Source organism: Flavobacteriales bacterium (genome assembly GCA_016716605.1).
GTDB lineage: Bacteria > Bacteroidota > Bacteroidia > Flavobacteriales_F > PHOS-HE28 > PHOS-HE28.
Genome location: JADJWA010000001.1, coordinates 923,153 through 937,571, shown reverse-complemented (window position 1 = coordinate 937,571; position 14,419 = coordinate 923,153). Strand labels below are relative to the sequence as shown.

Annotated in this window: 12 protein-coding genes; 10 read left to right on the top strand and 2 right to left on the bottom strand. The window is 62.1% G+C overall.

Translation table 11 applies throughout. From position 1 onward, the window contains the following. The first annotated feature begins 125 nt into the window (after positions 1 to 125). The 9 genes from IPM12_03680 to IPM12_03640 all read left to right on the top strand — a co-directional run bounded on the left by IPM12_03680 (position 126) and on the right by IPM12_03640 (position 9,343). A complete protein-coding gene (locus IPM12_03680; GenBank protein ID MBK9146906.1) occupies positions 126 to 1,562 on the top strand; it encodes a leucyl aminopeptidase in 1,437 nt (478 codons plus the stop codon). A 30-nt stretch (positions 1,563 to 1,592) separates the two neighbouring features. Then, a complete protein-coding gene (gene pdxA, locus IPM12_03675; protein MBK9146905.1) occupies positions 1,593 to 2,666 on the top strand; it encodes a 4-hydroxythreonine-4-phosphate dehydrogenase PdxA in 1,074 nt (357 codons plus the stop codon). A gap of 134 nt (positions 2,667 to 2,800) precedes the next feature. Continuing rightward, positions 2,801 to 3,316 (top strand): DUF177 domain-containing protein, encoded by a 516-nt coding sequence (locus IPM12_03670; GenBank protein MBK9146904.1) that lies wholly within the window; start codon positions 2,801 to 2,803, stop codon positions 3,314 to 3,316. Positions 3,317 to 3,334: 18 nt separating this feature from the next. Continuing rightward, complete coding sequence (rpmF, locus tag IPM12_03665) at positions 3,335 to 3,526, top strand: 50S ribosomal protein L32 (protein ID MBK9146903.1); 192 nt, start codon at positions 3,335 to 3,337, stop codon at positions 3,524 to 3,526. A gap of 27 nt (positions 3,527 to 3,553) precedes the next feature. Beyond that, a complete protein-coding gene (locus tag IPM12_03660; protein MBK9146902.1) occupies positions 3,554 to 4,492 on the top strand; it encodes a phosphate acyltransferase in 939 nt (312 codons plus the stop codon). A gap of 2 nt (positions 4,493 to 4,494) precedes the next feature. Further along, positions 4,495 to 5,487 (top strand): ketoacyl-ACP synthase III, encoded by a 993-nt coding sequence (locus IPM12_03655; protein ID MBK9146901.1) that lies wholly within the window; start codon positions 4,495 to 4,497, stop codon positions 5,485 to 5,487. Positions 5,488 to 5,547: 60 nt separating this feature from the next. Then, the gene (accB, locus tag IPM12_03650) at positions 5,548 to 6,027 is read left to right on the top strand and encodes an acetyl-CoA carboxylase biotin carboxyl carrier protein (GenBank protein ID MBK9146900.1); all 480 of its coding nucleotides are present in this window, start codon (positions 5,548 to 5,550) and stop codon (positions 6,025 to 6,027) included. Between the two features lie 140 nt (positions 6,028 to 6,167). Beyond that, positions 6,168 to 7,511, top strand: coding sequence for an acetyl-CoA carboxylase biotin carboxylase subunit (gene accC / locus IPM12_03645; GenBank protein MBK9146899.1), 1,344 nt, complete (start codon positions 6,168 to 6,170; stop codon positions 7,509 to 7,511). Positions 7,512 to 7,564: 53 nt separating this feature from the next. After that, positions 7,565 to 9,343 (top strand): hypothetical protein, encoded by a 1,779-nt coding sequence (locus IPM12_03640; protein ID MBK9146898.1) that lies wholly within the window; start codon positions 7,565 to 7,567, stop codon positions 9,341 to 9,343. On the opposite strand, the gene IPM12_03635 is transcribed toward IPM12_03640, so the two are convergent. Next, on the bottom strand, positions 9,344 to 10,771 hold the full coding sequence (locus IPM12_03635; GenBank protein ID MBK9146897.1) for a hypothetical protein: 1,428 nt from the start codon (positions 10,769 to 10,771) through the stop codon (positions 9,344 to 9,346). A gap of 53 nt (positions 10,772 to 10,824) precedes the next feature. Between IPM12_03635 and IPM12_03630 the strand changes: the two genes are divergently transcribed. Further along, positions 10,825 to 12,213 carry a glycosyltransferase family 39 protein gene (locus IPM12_03630; GenBank protein MBK9146896.1) on the top strand — a complete coding sequence of 463 codons (1,389 nt, stop codon included), beginning with the start codon at positions 10,825 to 10,827 and terminating at the stop codon, positions 12,211 to 12,213. Here IPM12_03630 and IPM12_03625 read toward each other — a convergent pair. Beyond that, positions 12,197 to 14,140 (bottom strand): 1-deoxy-D-xylulose-5-phosphate synthase, encoded by a 1,944-nt coding sequence (locus IPM12_03625; GenBank protein ID MBK9146895.1) that lies wholly within the window; start codon positions 14,138 to 14,140, stop codon positions 12,197 to 12,199. The two genes, IPM12_03630 and IPM12_03625, sit on opposite strands and share 17 nt — an antisense overlap. Between the last annotated feature and the right edge of the window lie 279 nt (positions 14,141 to 14,419).

Genomic DNA, 14,419 nt, shown 5'->3' with positions numbered 1-14,419 from the left:
CGTTCCCGACGATTCCCGCACCTTTCCCCGTGGCCCCGCGCCCCGCCGCGGCTCGGATCAGGCTTGCCCATGCCCGTTGCGGCGCGGCTCCCAACCGGCCCGGGAGCAGCAGGTATCTTCGGCCCATGATCGAATTGACCAAGGCCCAGCGCGCCGCTGCCTCGCGCGACAGCCTCGTGATCCTCGACGAACTCGCGCAGTTGCGTACCCTCGACCTGGAGCGCGCCGACCGCCAATACCTGATTGAGCAGCTCAAAGCAGACCCCGCACTGGGTGTGGTTGATGTGAGCGGCCGGATGGTGATGGCGCATCTGGCCAGCGCACCCGATGCAGGAAAGCGCCTGGAGCAGGCACGCCGTGCCGGCGATGCCATGGCTGCACGGTTGAATGCCGCCAAACGCAAGGATGCGCAGGTGATCAGCCTTCAGGATGATGCCGCCCTGACCCTGGCCCTGGCCGAAGGCGCCATTCTGGGCAGCTACGCCTTCCGCAAGTACAAGACCGACTCGAACGGGGCCCCGACCCTGGAGAAGCTCGGCATTGTGGCGAAGGAAGTGAGCGCCGATCAAGCCGAAGAGCTCGCGGACCTCTGCGAAGCCGTATTCACTGCGCGAGACCTGGTGAACGAGCCGGTGAGCTTCCTCAACGCGAAGCAGCTCGCGGCTGAGATCCGTAATCTCAGCCGCAACGCGGGCTTCAAGGCGCAGGTGCTGGGTAAGGAGCAGATCGCGGCTCTGGGCATGGGCGGCCTCATTGCCGTGAACAAGGGCAGCATCGACGAGCCCACATTCAGCATCCTGGAGTGGAAGCCGAAAGGCGCCGGGAACAAGAAGCCGGTCGTGCTGGTGGGCAAGGGCGTGGTGTACGATACGGGCGGCCTCAGCCTGAAGCCCACGCCCAACAGCATGGACCAGATGAAGTGCGACATGGCCGGTGCCGCTGCTGTGGCCTGCGCCATCAGTGTGGCCGCGAAGCGCGAGCTTCCATTGCACATCATCGGCCTCATTCCTGCTACCGACAACCGTCCCGGCGGCAATGCTTATGCGCCCGGCGATGTAGTGCGCATGCACAACGGGCTCACCGTGGAAGTGCTCAACACCGATGCAGAGGGCCGCATGATCCTGGCCGATGCGCTGAGCTATGCCGAGCAATACAACGGCGAACTGGTCATGACCCTCGCCACCCTAACCGGTGCCGCCATGCGCGCCGTCGGCCACTACGGCAGCGCCGTGATGGGCACTGCTCCGGAAACCGAGTTCAAGAAGCTCGAAGCAGCGGGCCACGCCACCTACGAGCGCGTGGCGCAATTGCCCTTCTGGGACGAATACGGCGAGGAGATCAAAAGCGAAGTGGCCGACATCAAGAACCTTGGCAGCGATTTGGCCGGCGCACAGACCGCCGGCAAGTTCCTCGCCCGCTTCACTACCAGGCCCTTCATACACATCGATATCGCCGGCCCTGCCTTCATCACCAAGCGCGATAGCTATCGCACGCGCGGCGGCACCGGGGTCGGGGTGCGGCTGCTCTATGAATTCCTCAAACAGCGCGCGGCCGCGCGTTAGGGCTGCGATCTTGCGCGCCTCTTCGAGCAAATGAACGAAACACGCAATCCTGTCCGCATCGGCATCTCGTGCGGCGACCTCAACGGCATCGGCATCGAAGTGGTGCTCAAGTGCTTCGAGGATCCCCGCATGCTGGCCGATGCCACGCCGGTGCTCTACGCATCGGCCAAGGCCGTGAGCCACTGGCGCAAGCTTCTGAAGCTCGATGAAGTCCAGTTCCACCGCGTGAACGACGCCCGCGATGCCTTGCCGAAGAAACTGAACCTCGTGAACCTGTGGGAGGACGAACTCGACATCGAGCCCGGTAAGCCTTCGGGCCCCTTGGCGGCCTTCGCCATCAAGAGCCTCGAAGCCGCCGTGCAGGACCTGGCCAGCGGCAAGACTGATGTGCTGGTGACCGCGCCGATCGACAAGCACAGCATGCAACAGGCAGGCTTCGCCTACCCAGGTCACACCGAATACCTGCAGCAGATGGCCGGCGGTGATGGCGAAGTGCTCATGATCCTGGTGGGCGAAGGCCTGCGCGTGGGCTGCGTCACCGGCCATATCCCGCTGAAGGATGTGGCAGCAGCCATCACGGCGGAGCGGATCATCGCCAAGGCCCGGCTGCTGCACCAGAGCCTGATGCGCGATTTCGGCGTGCTGGAGCCGCGCATCGCCATCCTCGGCCTCAACCCGCATGCTGGCGATGGCGGCGCCTTGGGCAGCGAAGACAAGGAGCGCATTGCCCCAGCCGTTCGCAGGTTGAACGAAGAGGGCATCAAAGCCATGGGCCCTTACGCCGCCGACGGCTTCTTCGGCAGTGGCGGCTACAAGCATTTCGACGGAGTGCTGGCCATGTACCACGACCAGGGCCTAGCCCCATTCAAGGCCCTGAGCTTCGGCCACGGGGTGAATGTCACCGCGGGCCTCCCCATTGTGCGCACCAGCCCCGACCACGGCACCGGCCTCGACATCGCGGGCAAGTGCCTCGCCGACGAAGGCTCTCTCCGTGCGGCCGTATGGATGGCCTGCGATATCCGTGCGAACCGGGAGCGCTTCAAGGCCATCATGGCCAATCCCCTGCAGCCCCAGAAAAAAGAGAAGGAGCGGAAAGAGGGGTAGGTGATCCAACAGGCGTCCAGCTAGGTGCCCTGAACCGCGCCGAACGATATTGGCTCCCAGCTCCCGTTGAGCCAACGGCTCTCTTGGCCGCATGGATCTGCCGCCTACATTTGCCGACCTGTTTTCAACAGCCTGTGGAAGCCCTCGCGGATCACACCATCGCCTTCACCGGTTTGAAGGATGGCCAGCACCAGTTCGAGTGGGTGCTGGGCCAGGATTTCTTCGAGGCTGCCCATGAGGAGGAGTTCGACGGCGGCGCGGTGGAAGTGCGGGTAACCTTGGACAAATCGGCAACCCTGCTCGTGGCCAACCTGCACATATCCGGTACTGTGCGCACCACCTGCGACCATTGCGCAGCCCCCTTGGAAATCCCCGTCGAGGGCGATCAGCGCCAAATCTTCCAGCTCCACGGCGATTCCGACCAGGACGACGAGGAACTGGTGGTGCTCGACCCGAAGGCCCACAGCATCAACCTCACGCACTACATCTACGAATGCCTGCGGCTGGCCCTCCCGGCCCGCCGTGTGCACGCCCCCGGCCAATGCGACCCCGAAGTGGAAGCAGCACTGGGCAGATTGCGCGTGGAGCACGAAACGGTCCCTGACCCTCGCTGGGACGCCCTCAACCAACTCAAGCAACAGCGGCCTTAGGCCACAACTCCTGTCGTCATGCCAAATCCGAAACGCCGATTCAGTAAGACCCGCACCGCCAGCCGCCGCAGCACCTACAAGGCCGCTGCCCCCACCTTGAGCGTGGACAGCGAGACGGGCGCCACCCACCTGCGCCACCGCGCGCACAAGGAGGGCGATAAACTCTTCTACCGCGGCCGCGTGGTAGTGGACAAGAGCGCTTCTGAATAATCCATTGCGTACCGCTCCAGCCTCAGCATGAGGATCGGTGTGGACATCATGGGCAGCGACCACGGACCGGTCGTTCCCATCCGCGCTGCCGTAATGGCGGCAAAGGAGCTGCCAGCGGATGTGCGCTTGGTGCTCATCGGCGATGCTTCGGTAATCGCAGAGGGAATCGCCGCCGAGGGCGGAGACCCTGCGGCCTTCGACATCGTGGGCAGCCAAGACGATATCACCTTCAACGATAACGCCACCAAGGCGCTGCAGGCTAAGCCCAAGAGCAGCATCAGCATCGGCTTCCATCTGCTGAAGGAAGGCCAGCTCGACGCCTTCGCCAGCACGGGCAACACCGGCGCCATGCTGGTGGGCAGCATCTTCAGCGTGAAGCCGATTCCCGGCGTGATCCGCCCGTGCATCCCCAGCGTGGTGCCCAAGGAGAACGGCAGCTATGGCATCCTCGTGGACGTTGGCGCCAACGCCGATTGCAAGGCCGATGTGCTCGCGCAATTCGGATTGCTCGGCTCGATGCTCGCGCAGCATGTGTACCACATCGCGGATCCGAAAGTGGGACTGCTCAATATCGGCGAAGAGGAGAAGAAGGGCGATCTGTTGCGCCAGGCCACCTATGAGGTCATGCGCGAGCAGAAGCAATACAACTTCATCGGCAACGTGGAAGGGCGCGACCTATTCAATGGCAAGGCCGATGTGTACGTGACCGATGGCTTCACCGGCAACGTGGTGCTGAAGGCCGTCGAGGCCTTCCATGACCTGCTGGAGCAGCGCGGCGTGCATGAGCCCTTCTTCGACCGCTTCAACTACGAGAACTACGGCGGCCTGCCGGTGCTTGGCGTGAACGGCAACGTGATCATCGGCCACGGCATCAGCAACGACATCACGATCAAGAACATGATCCTCTTCACCCGCGAGGTGGTGGAGAGCAAGCTCAACGACCGCATCCGCGAAGCACTCTCGTGAACATGAAGGTCACCGCTGCCATCACCGCTGTGCACGGCTATCTGCCCGAATACCGGCTGACCAATCAGGCGCTGGAGACCATGGTGGACACCAACGATGCGTGGATCACCGAGCGCACCGGAATCAAGGAGCGGCGCATCCTCACCGGCAAGGACCAAGGCCTGAGCGTGATGGCCATTGAAGCGGTGAATGGCCTGCTGAAGAAGCGCGGCATCGGTCCGGAAGAGATCGACCTGATGATCGTGGCCACGGTGACGCCCGACCGCGTGTTCCCCGCCACGGCCAACATCGTATGCGACGCCATCGGCGCGAAGAACGCCTGGGGCTTCGACCTGATGGCTGCCTGCAGCGGATTCCTGTACGCCCTCACCACAGGCGCGCAATTCGTGGAGAGCGGCAAGCACAAGAAAGTGGTGGTGGTGGGCGGCGACAAGATGAGCTCCATCATCGACTATGAGGACCGTGCCACCTGCATCATATTCGGCGACGGCTGCGGCGCCGTGCTCCTTGAGCCGACCACGGATGGCACCGGCATCCTCGACAGCATCCTGCGCAGCGATGGCAGCGGCTGCCAATACCTGCACCAGAAGGCCGGTGGCAGTTGGCACCAGACCAGCGAGCGCACCATAGAGCGTAAAGAGCATTACGTGTACCAGGAGGGCAAAGCCGTGTTCAAGTTCGCCGTGACCAACATGGCCGATGTGAGCGCGGAGATCATGGAGAAGAACGGCTTGAAGGCCGAGGATGTGGCTTGGCTGGTTCCGCACCAGGCCAACAAGCGCATCATCGACGCCACCGCCCACCGCATGGGCCTCGACGACAGCAAGGTGATGGTGAACATCGAGAAGTACGGCAACACCACCAGCGGCACACTGCCCCTTTGCTTATGGGAGTGGGAGCCGCGATTGAAGAAAGGCGACAACATCATCCTCAGCGCCTTCGGGGGCGGATTCACCTGGGGGGCGATATGGCTCAAGTGGGCCTATGGCGGATAACAGGAACCTCTACATTGGCGAACCTCTTCGGAGAGCAGCCTTCACCAAATGAGCGAACCGATGAACCTTACCCAGATCCAGGACCTGATCAAGTTCGTGGCCAAGAGCGGCGTGAGCGAGGTGGAGATCGAACAGAAGGATTTCAAGATCACCATCAAGACCCCCGCAGGCAAGAAGGAAGTGCAGGTGATCACCGCCCAAGCGCCAGCCTATGCACCACAAGCACCGGTGGCAGCACCTGCTCCGGTACCTGCTGCTGCGCCCGCGCCCCCTGCTGCCGCCCCGGCCGCCGATTCCAAGTACGTCACCATCAAGGCGCCCATGATCGGCACCTTCTATCGCAGCGCTGGTCCTGGAAAGCCCGTATTCGTGAATGTGGGCGACGAAGTGAAGCCCGGCAAGACCATCTGCATCATCGAGGCCATGAAGCTCTTCAACGAGATCGAGAGCGATGTGGCGGGCAAGATCGTGAAGGTGCTGGTGGACGACGCCAAACCAGTGGAGTACGATCAGCCGTTGTTCCTGGTCGATCCGTCCTGATACTTGGCCGCAGAGGCGCAGAGACGCAGAGTAGAACACGATGCCGATCCAATGACCTCCGGACCCGAGTCGCAACCATTGACCTTTCTCCACCACGCATTCCCCGCGCCTTCGCGCCTCTGCGGAAAACCCACCCGCTGATGTTCAAGAAGATCCTCATAGCCAACCGCGGCGAGATCGCCCTTCGCGTGATCCGCACCTGCCGCGAAATGGGCATCAAGACGGTGGCCGTTTACAGCACCGCTGATCGTGAGAGCCTGCATGTGCGCTTTGCCGATGAGGCCGTGTGCATCGGGCCTCCGCCGAGCAAGGACAGCTATCTGAACATGCCGCGCATCATCGCAGCCGCCGAGATCACCAACGCCGATGCGATCCATCCGGGCTACGGCTTCCTCAGCGAGAACGCCAAGTTCAGCAAGCTCTGCCAGCAGCACAACATCAAGTTCATCGGGGCAACGCCCGAGCAGATCGAAGCCATGGGCGACAAGGCCACGGCCAAGGCCACCATGATCGCAGCCGGGGTGCCTGTTGTTCCGGGCACGGAAGGCCTTGTCACCGACATCGCCATCGCCAAGAAGGAAGCGAAGAAAATCGGCTATCCGGTGATCCTGAAAGCAACAGCGGGCGGCGGCGGCAAGGGCATGCGCCTGGTGTGGAAAGAGGAAGAGTTCCAAGAAGCATTCGAGAAGGCGAGCCAAGAGGCGGGTGCGGCATTCGGCAACCCCGGCATGTACATGGAGAAGTACATCCTGGAGCCACGCCACATCGAGATCCAGATCGCCGGCGACCAGTACGGCACCTTCTGCCACATGAGCGAGCGCGACTGCAGCATCCAGCGCCGTCACCAGAAGCTCGTGGAGGAGACGCCGAGCCCCTTCATGACCAAGGAGCTGCGCAAGAAGATGGGCGCCGCCGCCATCAAGGCCGCCGCCAGCGTGAACTACGAAGGCGTGGGCACCGTGGAGTTCCTCGTGGACAAGGACCGCAACTTCTACTTCATGGAGATGAACACGCGGATCCAGGTGGAGCACACCATCACCGAAGAGGTGATCGACTACGACCTGATCCGCGAGCAGATCAAGATCGCTGCCGGCATCCCCATCAGCGGACTCAACTACGAGCCCACGCGCCACAGCATCCAGTGCCGCATCAACGCGGAGGACCCCTTCAACAACTTCCGCCCCACGCCCGGCAAGATCACCAGCTACCACAGCCCCGGAGGCCATGGCGTGCGCGTGGATACGCATGTGTATGCGGGCTACACCATCCCGCCGAACTACGATAGCATGATCGGCAAGCTGATCGTGAGCGCGCAGACCCGCGAGGAGGCCCTGACCAAGATGGAGCGCGCGCTGAGCGAGTATGTGATCGAGGGCGTGAGCACTACCATCCCCTTCCACCTGCAGCTCATGCAGAACGAGAAGTTCCGCGAGGGCGTGTTCACCACCAAGTTCCTGGAGGACTTCGAGATCAAGAAGCCGTAGGGCGAATAGGCCCCCGGCTACCTTGGCGCTCCCGATGCGTTGGGATGAAGCACATGCTGCGCTGCCGCTCGCTCCTGACTGCCTTGTCGCTCTGTGCGGTGCTATTCGCCCTCCGCTGGGTGCAGCCGCCCACGCAGACGCTCACATGGGATGTCTTCGGCTACTACCTCTACCTGCCGGCGATCGTCATACACGATGACCCAGCATTAAAGAATCACGCTTGGCTCGATGAGGTGATGGCCACCTACGACCCGAGCACGACGCTCTACCAGTTGGTCGATGGCCCTAACGACGCCCGTGTGATCAAATACAGCTCGGGCATGGCGCTCGCGTACGCTCCATGGTTCTTCATCGCGCATCTGCTCGCAGGACCATTAGGCTTCCCGGCCGATGGCTTCTCTCCAACCTACTCCGTGGCCGTCACCTTCGGCGTGCTGCTCTGGGTGATGCTGGGCCTATTCCTCTTTCGTCGCGTGCTGCGGCACTTCTTCAGCGATGGGTGGACGGCGGTGCTGCTCGTGCTCGTGGTGGTCGGCACCAACTTCCTGCATCTCGTGGCGCTCGATGGCACCCTGCTCACGCATCCCTTCCTCTTCACGTTGTACGCAGGCCTCTTGCTGGCGACCATCCATTGGCACAAGAAGCCCACGTGGCAAGCGGCCATCGCTATGGGTGCCACGGCTGGCTGGATCACTTTGGTGCGCCCGAACGAGGGCGTGTGCGTGCTGCTACCGCTGCTCTGGGCAAACAGCGACGGCTTTTCGGCGAAGTGGCGCTTGGTGCGCGCCCATGTGCGGCATGTCGTGCTTGCGGCTATCGCCTTCTTGGTGATGGCCTCGCCACAGCTGGTTTACTGGAGGAGCGTCACCGGCCAATGGCTCTTCTACTCGTACATCAACCCGGGAGAGGGCTTCGATTTCGCATCGCCCTACACCTGGGATTACCTCTTCAGCCTCCGCAAGGGCTGGTTCGTGTACACGCCATTGGCGATGCTCATGTTGGGTGGGCTGCTCGTGCTCTGGCAACGCGCGCGGAATCTGTTCTTGCCCATTGCTGTCTTCTGCGCCATCAACCTCTATATCACCAGCAGCTGGACCTGCTGGTGGTACGCGGGCGGCAGCTTCAGCGCGCGCAGCATGATGCCCATGTATGTCTTGCTTGCACTGCCCTTGGGGTTCTTGCTGAAGGAGGTGGTTTCGGGCGGTTGGCGCAGACCAGCATTCGCGCTTCTTGGGTTCATCGTAGCATTGAACCTCTTCCAGACCTGGCAATGGAGCGCCAACATCATCTCGAAGGACCGAATGACTGGCGCTTACTATGCGGCCATCTTCGGCAGGACGAGCATCCCATCGAACGCCGAGGAGCTCCTCCTCGTGCAGCGCTCCATCTCTGGCGACGAGAGGCTCGAGGGCGAATCCCGTTACCAGCGCCACCTGCTATACCGCAACACCTTCGACGAGCAGCCGGACAGCGTCTTCACCTTGAGCACCGAACAGCCCTTCTCCTCCGGTCCTGACATTCGCTACCGCGAGCTGACGAACAAAGACCATGCGTGGCTGCGCATCAGCGCGCGGCTCTGGGTCACCGACAGCTCGACCACCGCACCGCTGATCGTGTGCGCTTTCCATCACAATGGCCCAAGCTACAAGTACGTGACCCGATCATGGGACAGGGGCTCGGTGCAACGCAACGCTTGGAACCAGTTGAGCTTTGACTACTTGACGCCCGAGGTTCGCTCGAAGGACGACAATCTGAAGGTGTACTTCTGGAATCAGGCCGGTGGCACACACCGGGTTGATGACCTCCAAGTGGAGGTCTTCCACCCGAGGTGATCACTCGGCAGTGATCCGCTCGTGAATCATCCCCTGCTTGGTCTCGCGGAAGACAATGCCCTTGCGATTGCCCGAGGCATGAAGCAGCTCGCGAGCGCGCTCAGCATCATCCATCCGGAAAAGCGTGCGTTTCGCGTACCACTGCACTTGCGGCTCGGGCGTGAATCCCAAGGTGAAGACCATCTCATCTGAGCGCGCCTCGTTCGCTATGGTTTCGCCTTGCGTCTGGTGCATCGTAAGCATGGCTTTATTGGTCACATAAGGCGGATTAATCCAGTAGAAGTAGAGCACGCCCGCTGCGCAAGTGACCATCACCGCAACCCACGACCACCTTGCGCGCAACGCTGAAAGCCCCAGCCCACCGAGACCGCAGAGCAGAAGGCCAGTCTTGAGCGCAGCGAAGTCGTGGCCGGTGTATTCCAGTAGGAAGAGCATCTCGAGCAAAACGGGCAGACCAGTGAGCGCGACGAAGAGCCATAGAGAACTCGATCCGAGCGCGACAGCCTTCCGCTTCCACACCAGCAGTGCCAACGGCAAGATCAAGGGCAGCCAGCCGATGCGGTAGTTGAGTGCGAGCGTGCAGAAGATGCTTGCGGCTCCATGCAAACAGGCCGTTCCGCGCTCCGCATAGCGACCGGAGAAATAGGTCAGCAAAGCATCGGCATCCACCACCTGAAGCCAGCGCCAAGCCGTGTAGCCGATAGCGGCGCCCACACCCAATACCGCTGCGCCAACCAATCGTAAGCGGGTTGCATCGCGCATGGTGCGCCATTGCCATAGCGCAATCGCTCCGAGTGCGATGCCCGCCCACACGCCCGGCCAGCTGATGAGCGCAGTGAGGAACAACGTGGTCCCGCACCATGTCGCCATGGTCCATGAAAGGCCTTGTGCGCGCTTCAGCGCGCGCAGCGCAACCAGCACATGCCACACCCACGCATTCTGCACGAACATGTCACTCATGTACACGTTGCCGTGGAACCACAGCGGCGCGGGCATGAAGAGGTAGAGCAATGCTGCCATCAACGGGGCGGGGCCATCATGTTGCAATTCGCGCACGATGAGGTAAAGGCCGATAGCCGTTAGCAGATGGAAGAATGAATTGAAGAGCTGCAGGCCCAGCACGTTCGGTTCTGCGCTCATGATGGTGAAGAATGCATGCGGCAAGTCGAAGGCAAGCGGAGGGTGTGAGAGGTAATAGAGCACGCCGTCGTGCAATGCAGGCGCATCCGTGTATCCGGGCGGGATCCGATCCGCAGGTCCTGTGAATGTGATGGCCGGCGCCCCGTGGTGCACGGTGAAGCCGTCGTGGTGCCAGTTGTTCAGGGCGATGAGCACCAGTGCCGTGCAGAGCTCGTGGTGCCCGCTGAGCGGTCGATTGAGCAAAGGCCAGCGCACAAGCAGGCTCACGCAGAAGGCAGCGAGTAGCATGAAGAGATGGCGGCGCGGCATCGCCACGAACATAGCGCGGCTACATTGGTCGCATGGAGCGCATGGACAAGAGCATCCTGTTTGGTTGGCGGCTGCCGCTGCTGGTTCTGCTCGCGCTCGCAGCGCACTGGCGCGCTTTGCCCTTCTCCTTTTCCAGCGACGACTTCTCCGTGATCCACAGACTGGGCGCGCGCCAAGACCTCAGCCCTGGCACCTTCTTCCGCCCGTTGCCCGACTGGACGCTCTGGCTGCAATACCGCCTTCATGGCCCCGATTCATGGGCCTTTCGATTCGTGAATGTGCTGCTGCTGGGAGTGAATGGATGGCTCGTGGCTTTGCTCGCGAAGAAGCTCATGCGCATGGAAGCTGCGGCATTGGCCAGCGCGCTCTTCGTGCTCTATCCCTTCCACCTGGAGCCGCAGATGTGGATCATTGGGCGGAGCACGGCCATGGCCACGCTCTTTGTTCTGCTCGCATTGAATGCCGCCGCAAGTGATGCAGGGCAATGGCCCAAGGTGAATGGCGTATTCTTCTTTGGCTCCTTGGGCGCGCTGTGCTACGAGAGCGCGCTGCTGCTCCCAATGATGCTTGCGGCTTGGTTCCTCATTCTTGGACCCGCCGACAAGCGCTTCTGGCACAAGGCGATCGGGGCATCTGCTATCGCCGTGGCGGTGCATCTGCTTGTGCGCGCCTTGGTGATCAATCGTGTCGCGAACGAGTACGGGGCGGAGTTCTTCACAAAGCCGCTGAGCAACTACCTCGGCATGGTCGCGAAGGTGCTCGGGCGCTCCGTTCTGCCGCCGCACGAAGAGCCGTCAGTGCAGACCGTTCGCTTCGCCTTGATCTTCGTTTCGCTTGCCATTGTTGCCATCGGATTCTGGCGCTCCAGCAGAGCCGAGCCGCAGGCCCGACGAATTGCGATCGTGCTCAACTCGCTCTTCGGAGTTGCCACCATCATCGCCATCGTGGGCGGCGTGAGCACGCGCACCAGCGAGAGCGATCGGTTCCTCTACTTGCCCTCGGTTTTTCTTTGCATGCTGGTCGCGCTGTTGATTGAGCGCATCCGGAACGTCCTGCTCCGTCGAAGCGTCATCGTACTCCTATCGGCGACGTGCTTGTTCATGTTGAAGCGTGGACAGGAGAATTGGCGCATCGCGTCGGGGATCATCGAGCGTATCATCGAAGAGACACCGGAGCCGCCACCAGACGGACGACTGCTTGTGTGGAGGCTTCCGGGCGACCACAAGGGCGCCTTCATCTTCCGGCACGGCTACCGCGAAGCGCTGGAGCTCGCCGGCCGGGATGCCTCGCGAGTCCGCATCTCACCGGAAGGACCGGATGCGGTCGGGGAATTCCTGCGCACTGAGACGGGCGATACGCTGCATCGTAAGGAGAACGATCGTTGGTTCGACGCAGGAGAGGCGATCAAGCGGAGGCCTTGATGCTCTTGGCGCTTCGCTTCTCCCCCAGCATCTCCTTCACCGCCTCAACAACGGCGATATCATCGATGCCGCACTCCCGGTACAACTCCGGCTGCGTGCCGTGCTCGATGAACTTGTCGGGGATCGCTAGGCGCTTCACGTGGGCGGCGTAGCCGTGGTCGCCCATGAACTCGAGGACGGCGCTGCCCATGCCGCCATGCAGCGCGTGGTCCTCGATGGTGACTACGTGCTTGAACTTGCTGAACACCTCGTGCAGCAGCAGCTCGTCGATCGGCTTCACGAAGCGCATGTCGTAATGCGCCACGCTGTAGCCCTCGGCCTCCAAGCGGTCGATGCCCTTGGCGGCGTAGTTGCCGATGTGGCCTATGGTGAGCACGGCGATGTCGGCGCCCGAGCGAACCTTGCGGCCGGTGCCCACCTTGATGGCCTTGAAGGGCGTCTTCCACTCGGTCATCACGCCTTCGCCGCGCGGGTAGCGGATGCTGAAGGGGCCCTGGTCCTGTAGCTGGGCGGTATACATCAGGTCGCGCAGCTCCTCCTCGTTCATAGGTGCGCTCACCACCATGTTGGGGATGCAGCGGAAAAAGGCGAAGTCGAAGTTGCCGTGGTGCGTGGGGCCGTCGGCACCGGCCAGTCCGCCGCGATCAAGGCAGAACACCACGTTGAGGTTCTGCAGGGCGACATCGTGCACCACTTGGTCGTAGGCGCGCTGCATGAAGGAACTGTAAATGTTGCAGAAGGGTACCATGCCCTGCGTGGCCATGCCGGCGCTGAAGGTCACGGCGTGCTGCTCGGCGATACCCACGTCGAAGGCGCGGTCGGGCATGGCCTTCATCATGATGTTCATGGAAGAGCCAGAGGGCATGGCGGGCGTGACGCCCACGATGCGCGGGTTCTTCTCCGCCAATTCCACGATGCTATGCCCGAACACATCCTGGTACTTGGGCGGCTGCGGGCTCTTGGGCACCACCTTGATTATCTCGCCGGTCTCCTTGTTGAAGAGGCCTGGCGCGTGCCATACCGTCGCATTGCCCGCCTCGGCCGGTGCATAGCCCTTGCCCTTCTTGGTTATCGTGTGCAGGATCTTCGGACCGGGGATGTCGCGCAGGTCGCGCAGCACCTTCACGAGGTGGTCCACATCGTGGCCGTCCACCGGGCCGAAGTAGCGGAAGTTGAGGCTCTCGAACAGGTTGCTCTGCTTCAGTAGCGCGCTCTTCACGGCGCCTTCAACCTTCTGCACAATGGCTTGGGCATTCGGACCGAACTTGCTCAGCTTGCCCAGCGCTTTCCAAACCTCGTCCTTCACCTTGTTGTAGGTGTGGCTGGTGGTGATGTCGGTGAGGTACTCTTTCAGCGCACCGACGTTCGGGTCGATGCTCATGCAGTTGTCGTTGAGCACCACCAGCATGTCGGTACCCGCGCCGCCCGCGTGGTTGAGCGCCTCGAAGGCCTGGCCAGCGGTCATTGCGCCATCTCCGATCACGGCCACCATTTGGCGGTCCTTCTCGCCCTTCAGCTTGCTGGCCACCGCCATACCCAGCGCCCCGCCGATGCTGGTGCTGCTGTGTCCCACCCCAAAGGTGTCGTACTCGCTCTCGCTGCGCTTGGGGAAGCCGCTGAGGCCCTTGTAGATGCGGTTGGTGTGGAACACCTCGCGCCGGCCGGTGAGGATCTTGTGCCCGTAGGCCTGGTGCCCCACGTCCCACACCAGTTGGTCGTAGGGCGTGTTGAACACGTAGTGCAGCGCCACGGTGAGCTCCACCACACCCAGGCTGGCGCCGAAGTGTCCGCCCTTCACGCTCACCACGTCGATGATGAAATCGCGCAACTCGGTGCATACCTGCTGCAGCTGCTCCTCGGGGAGGGCACGCAGGTCGGCGGGGAACTGGATGTGCTCGAGGATCGGATAGGCAGGACTAACGGGCATGTGCGGCTGTTAACAGGCGGTCAACAAAAGTAGAGGGCAGGAAGTTCGGGCGACCCGGGTGGGCATCGCGGCAATGAGCGGAACGAGTGCAAACAGGTGAGATTGCAGAGTAAAATGCTTTCCACGGAAACTATATTTGCCCGCTCGATGAACGAATCGCCTCGAATCACGTTCCTTCACCACCACTGAACCAAAGCGATGGACCGCAAGAACTTCCTCCGGAAAAGCCTGCTGGGCACTGGTGCGCTGGTTGGCGGCGCCGCAAGCGCCGCATTGGTA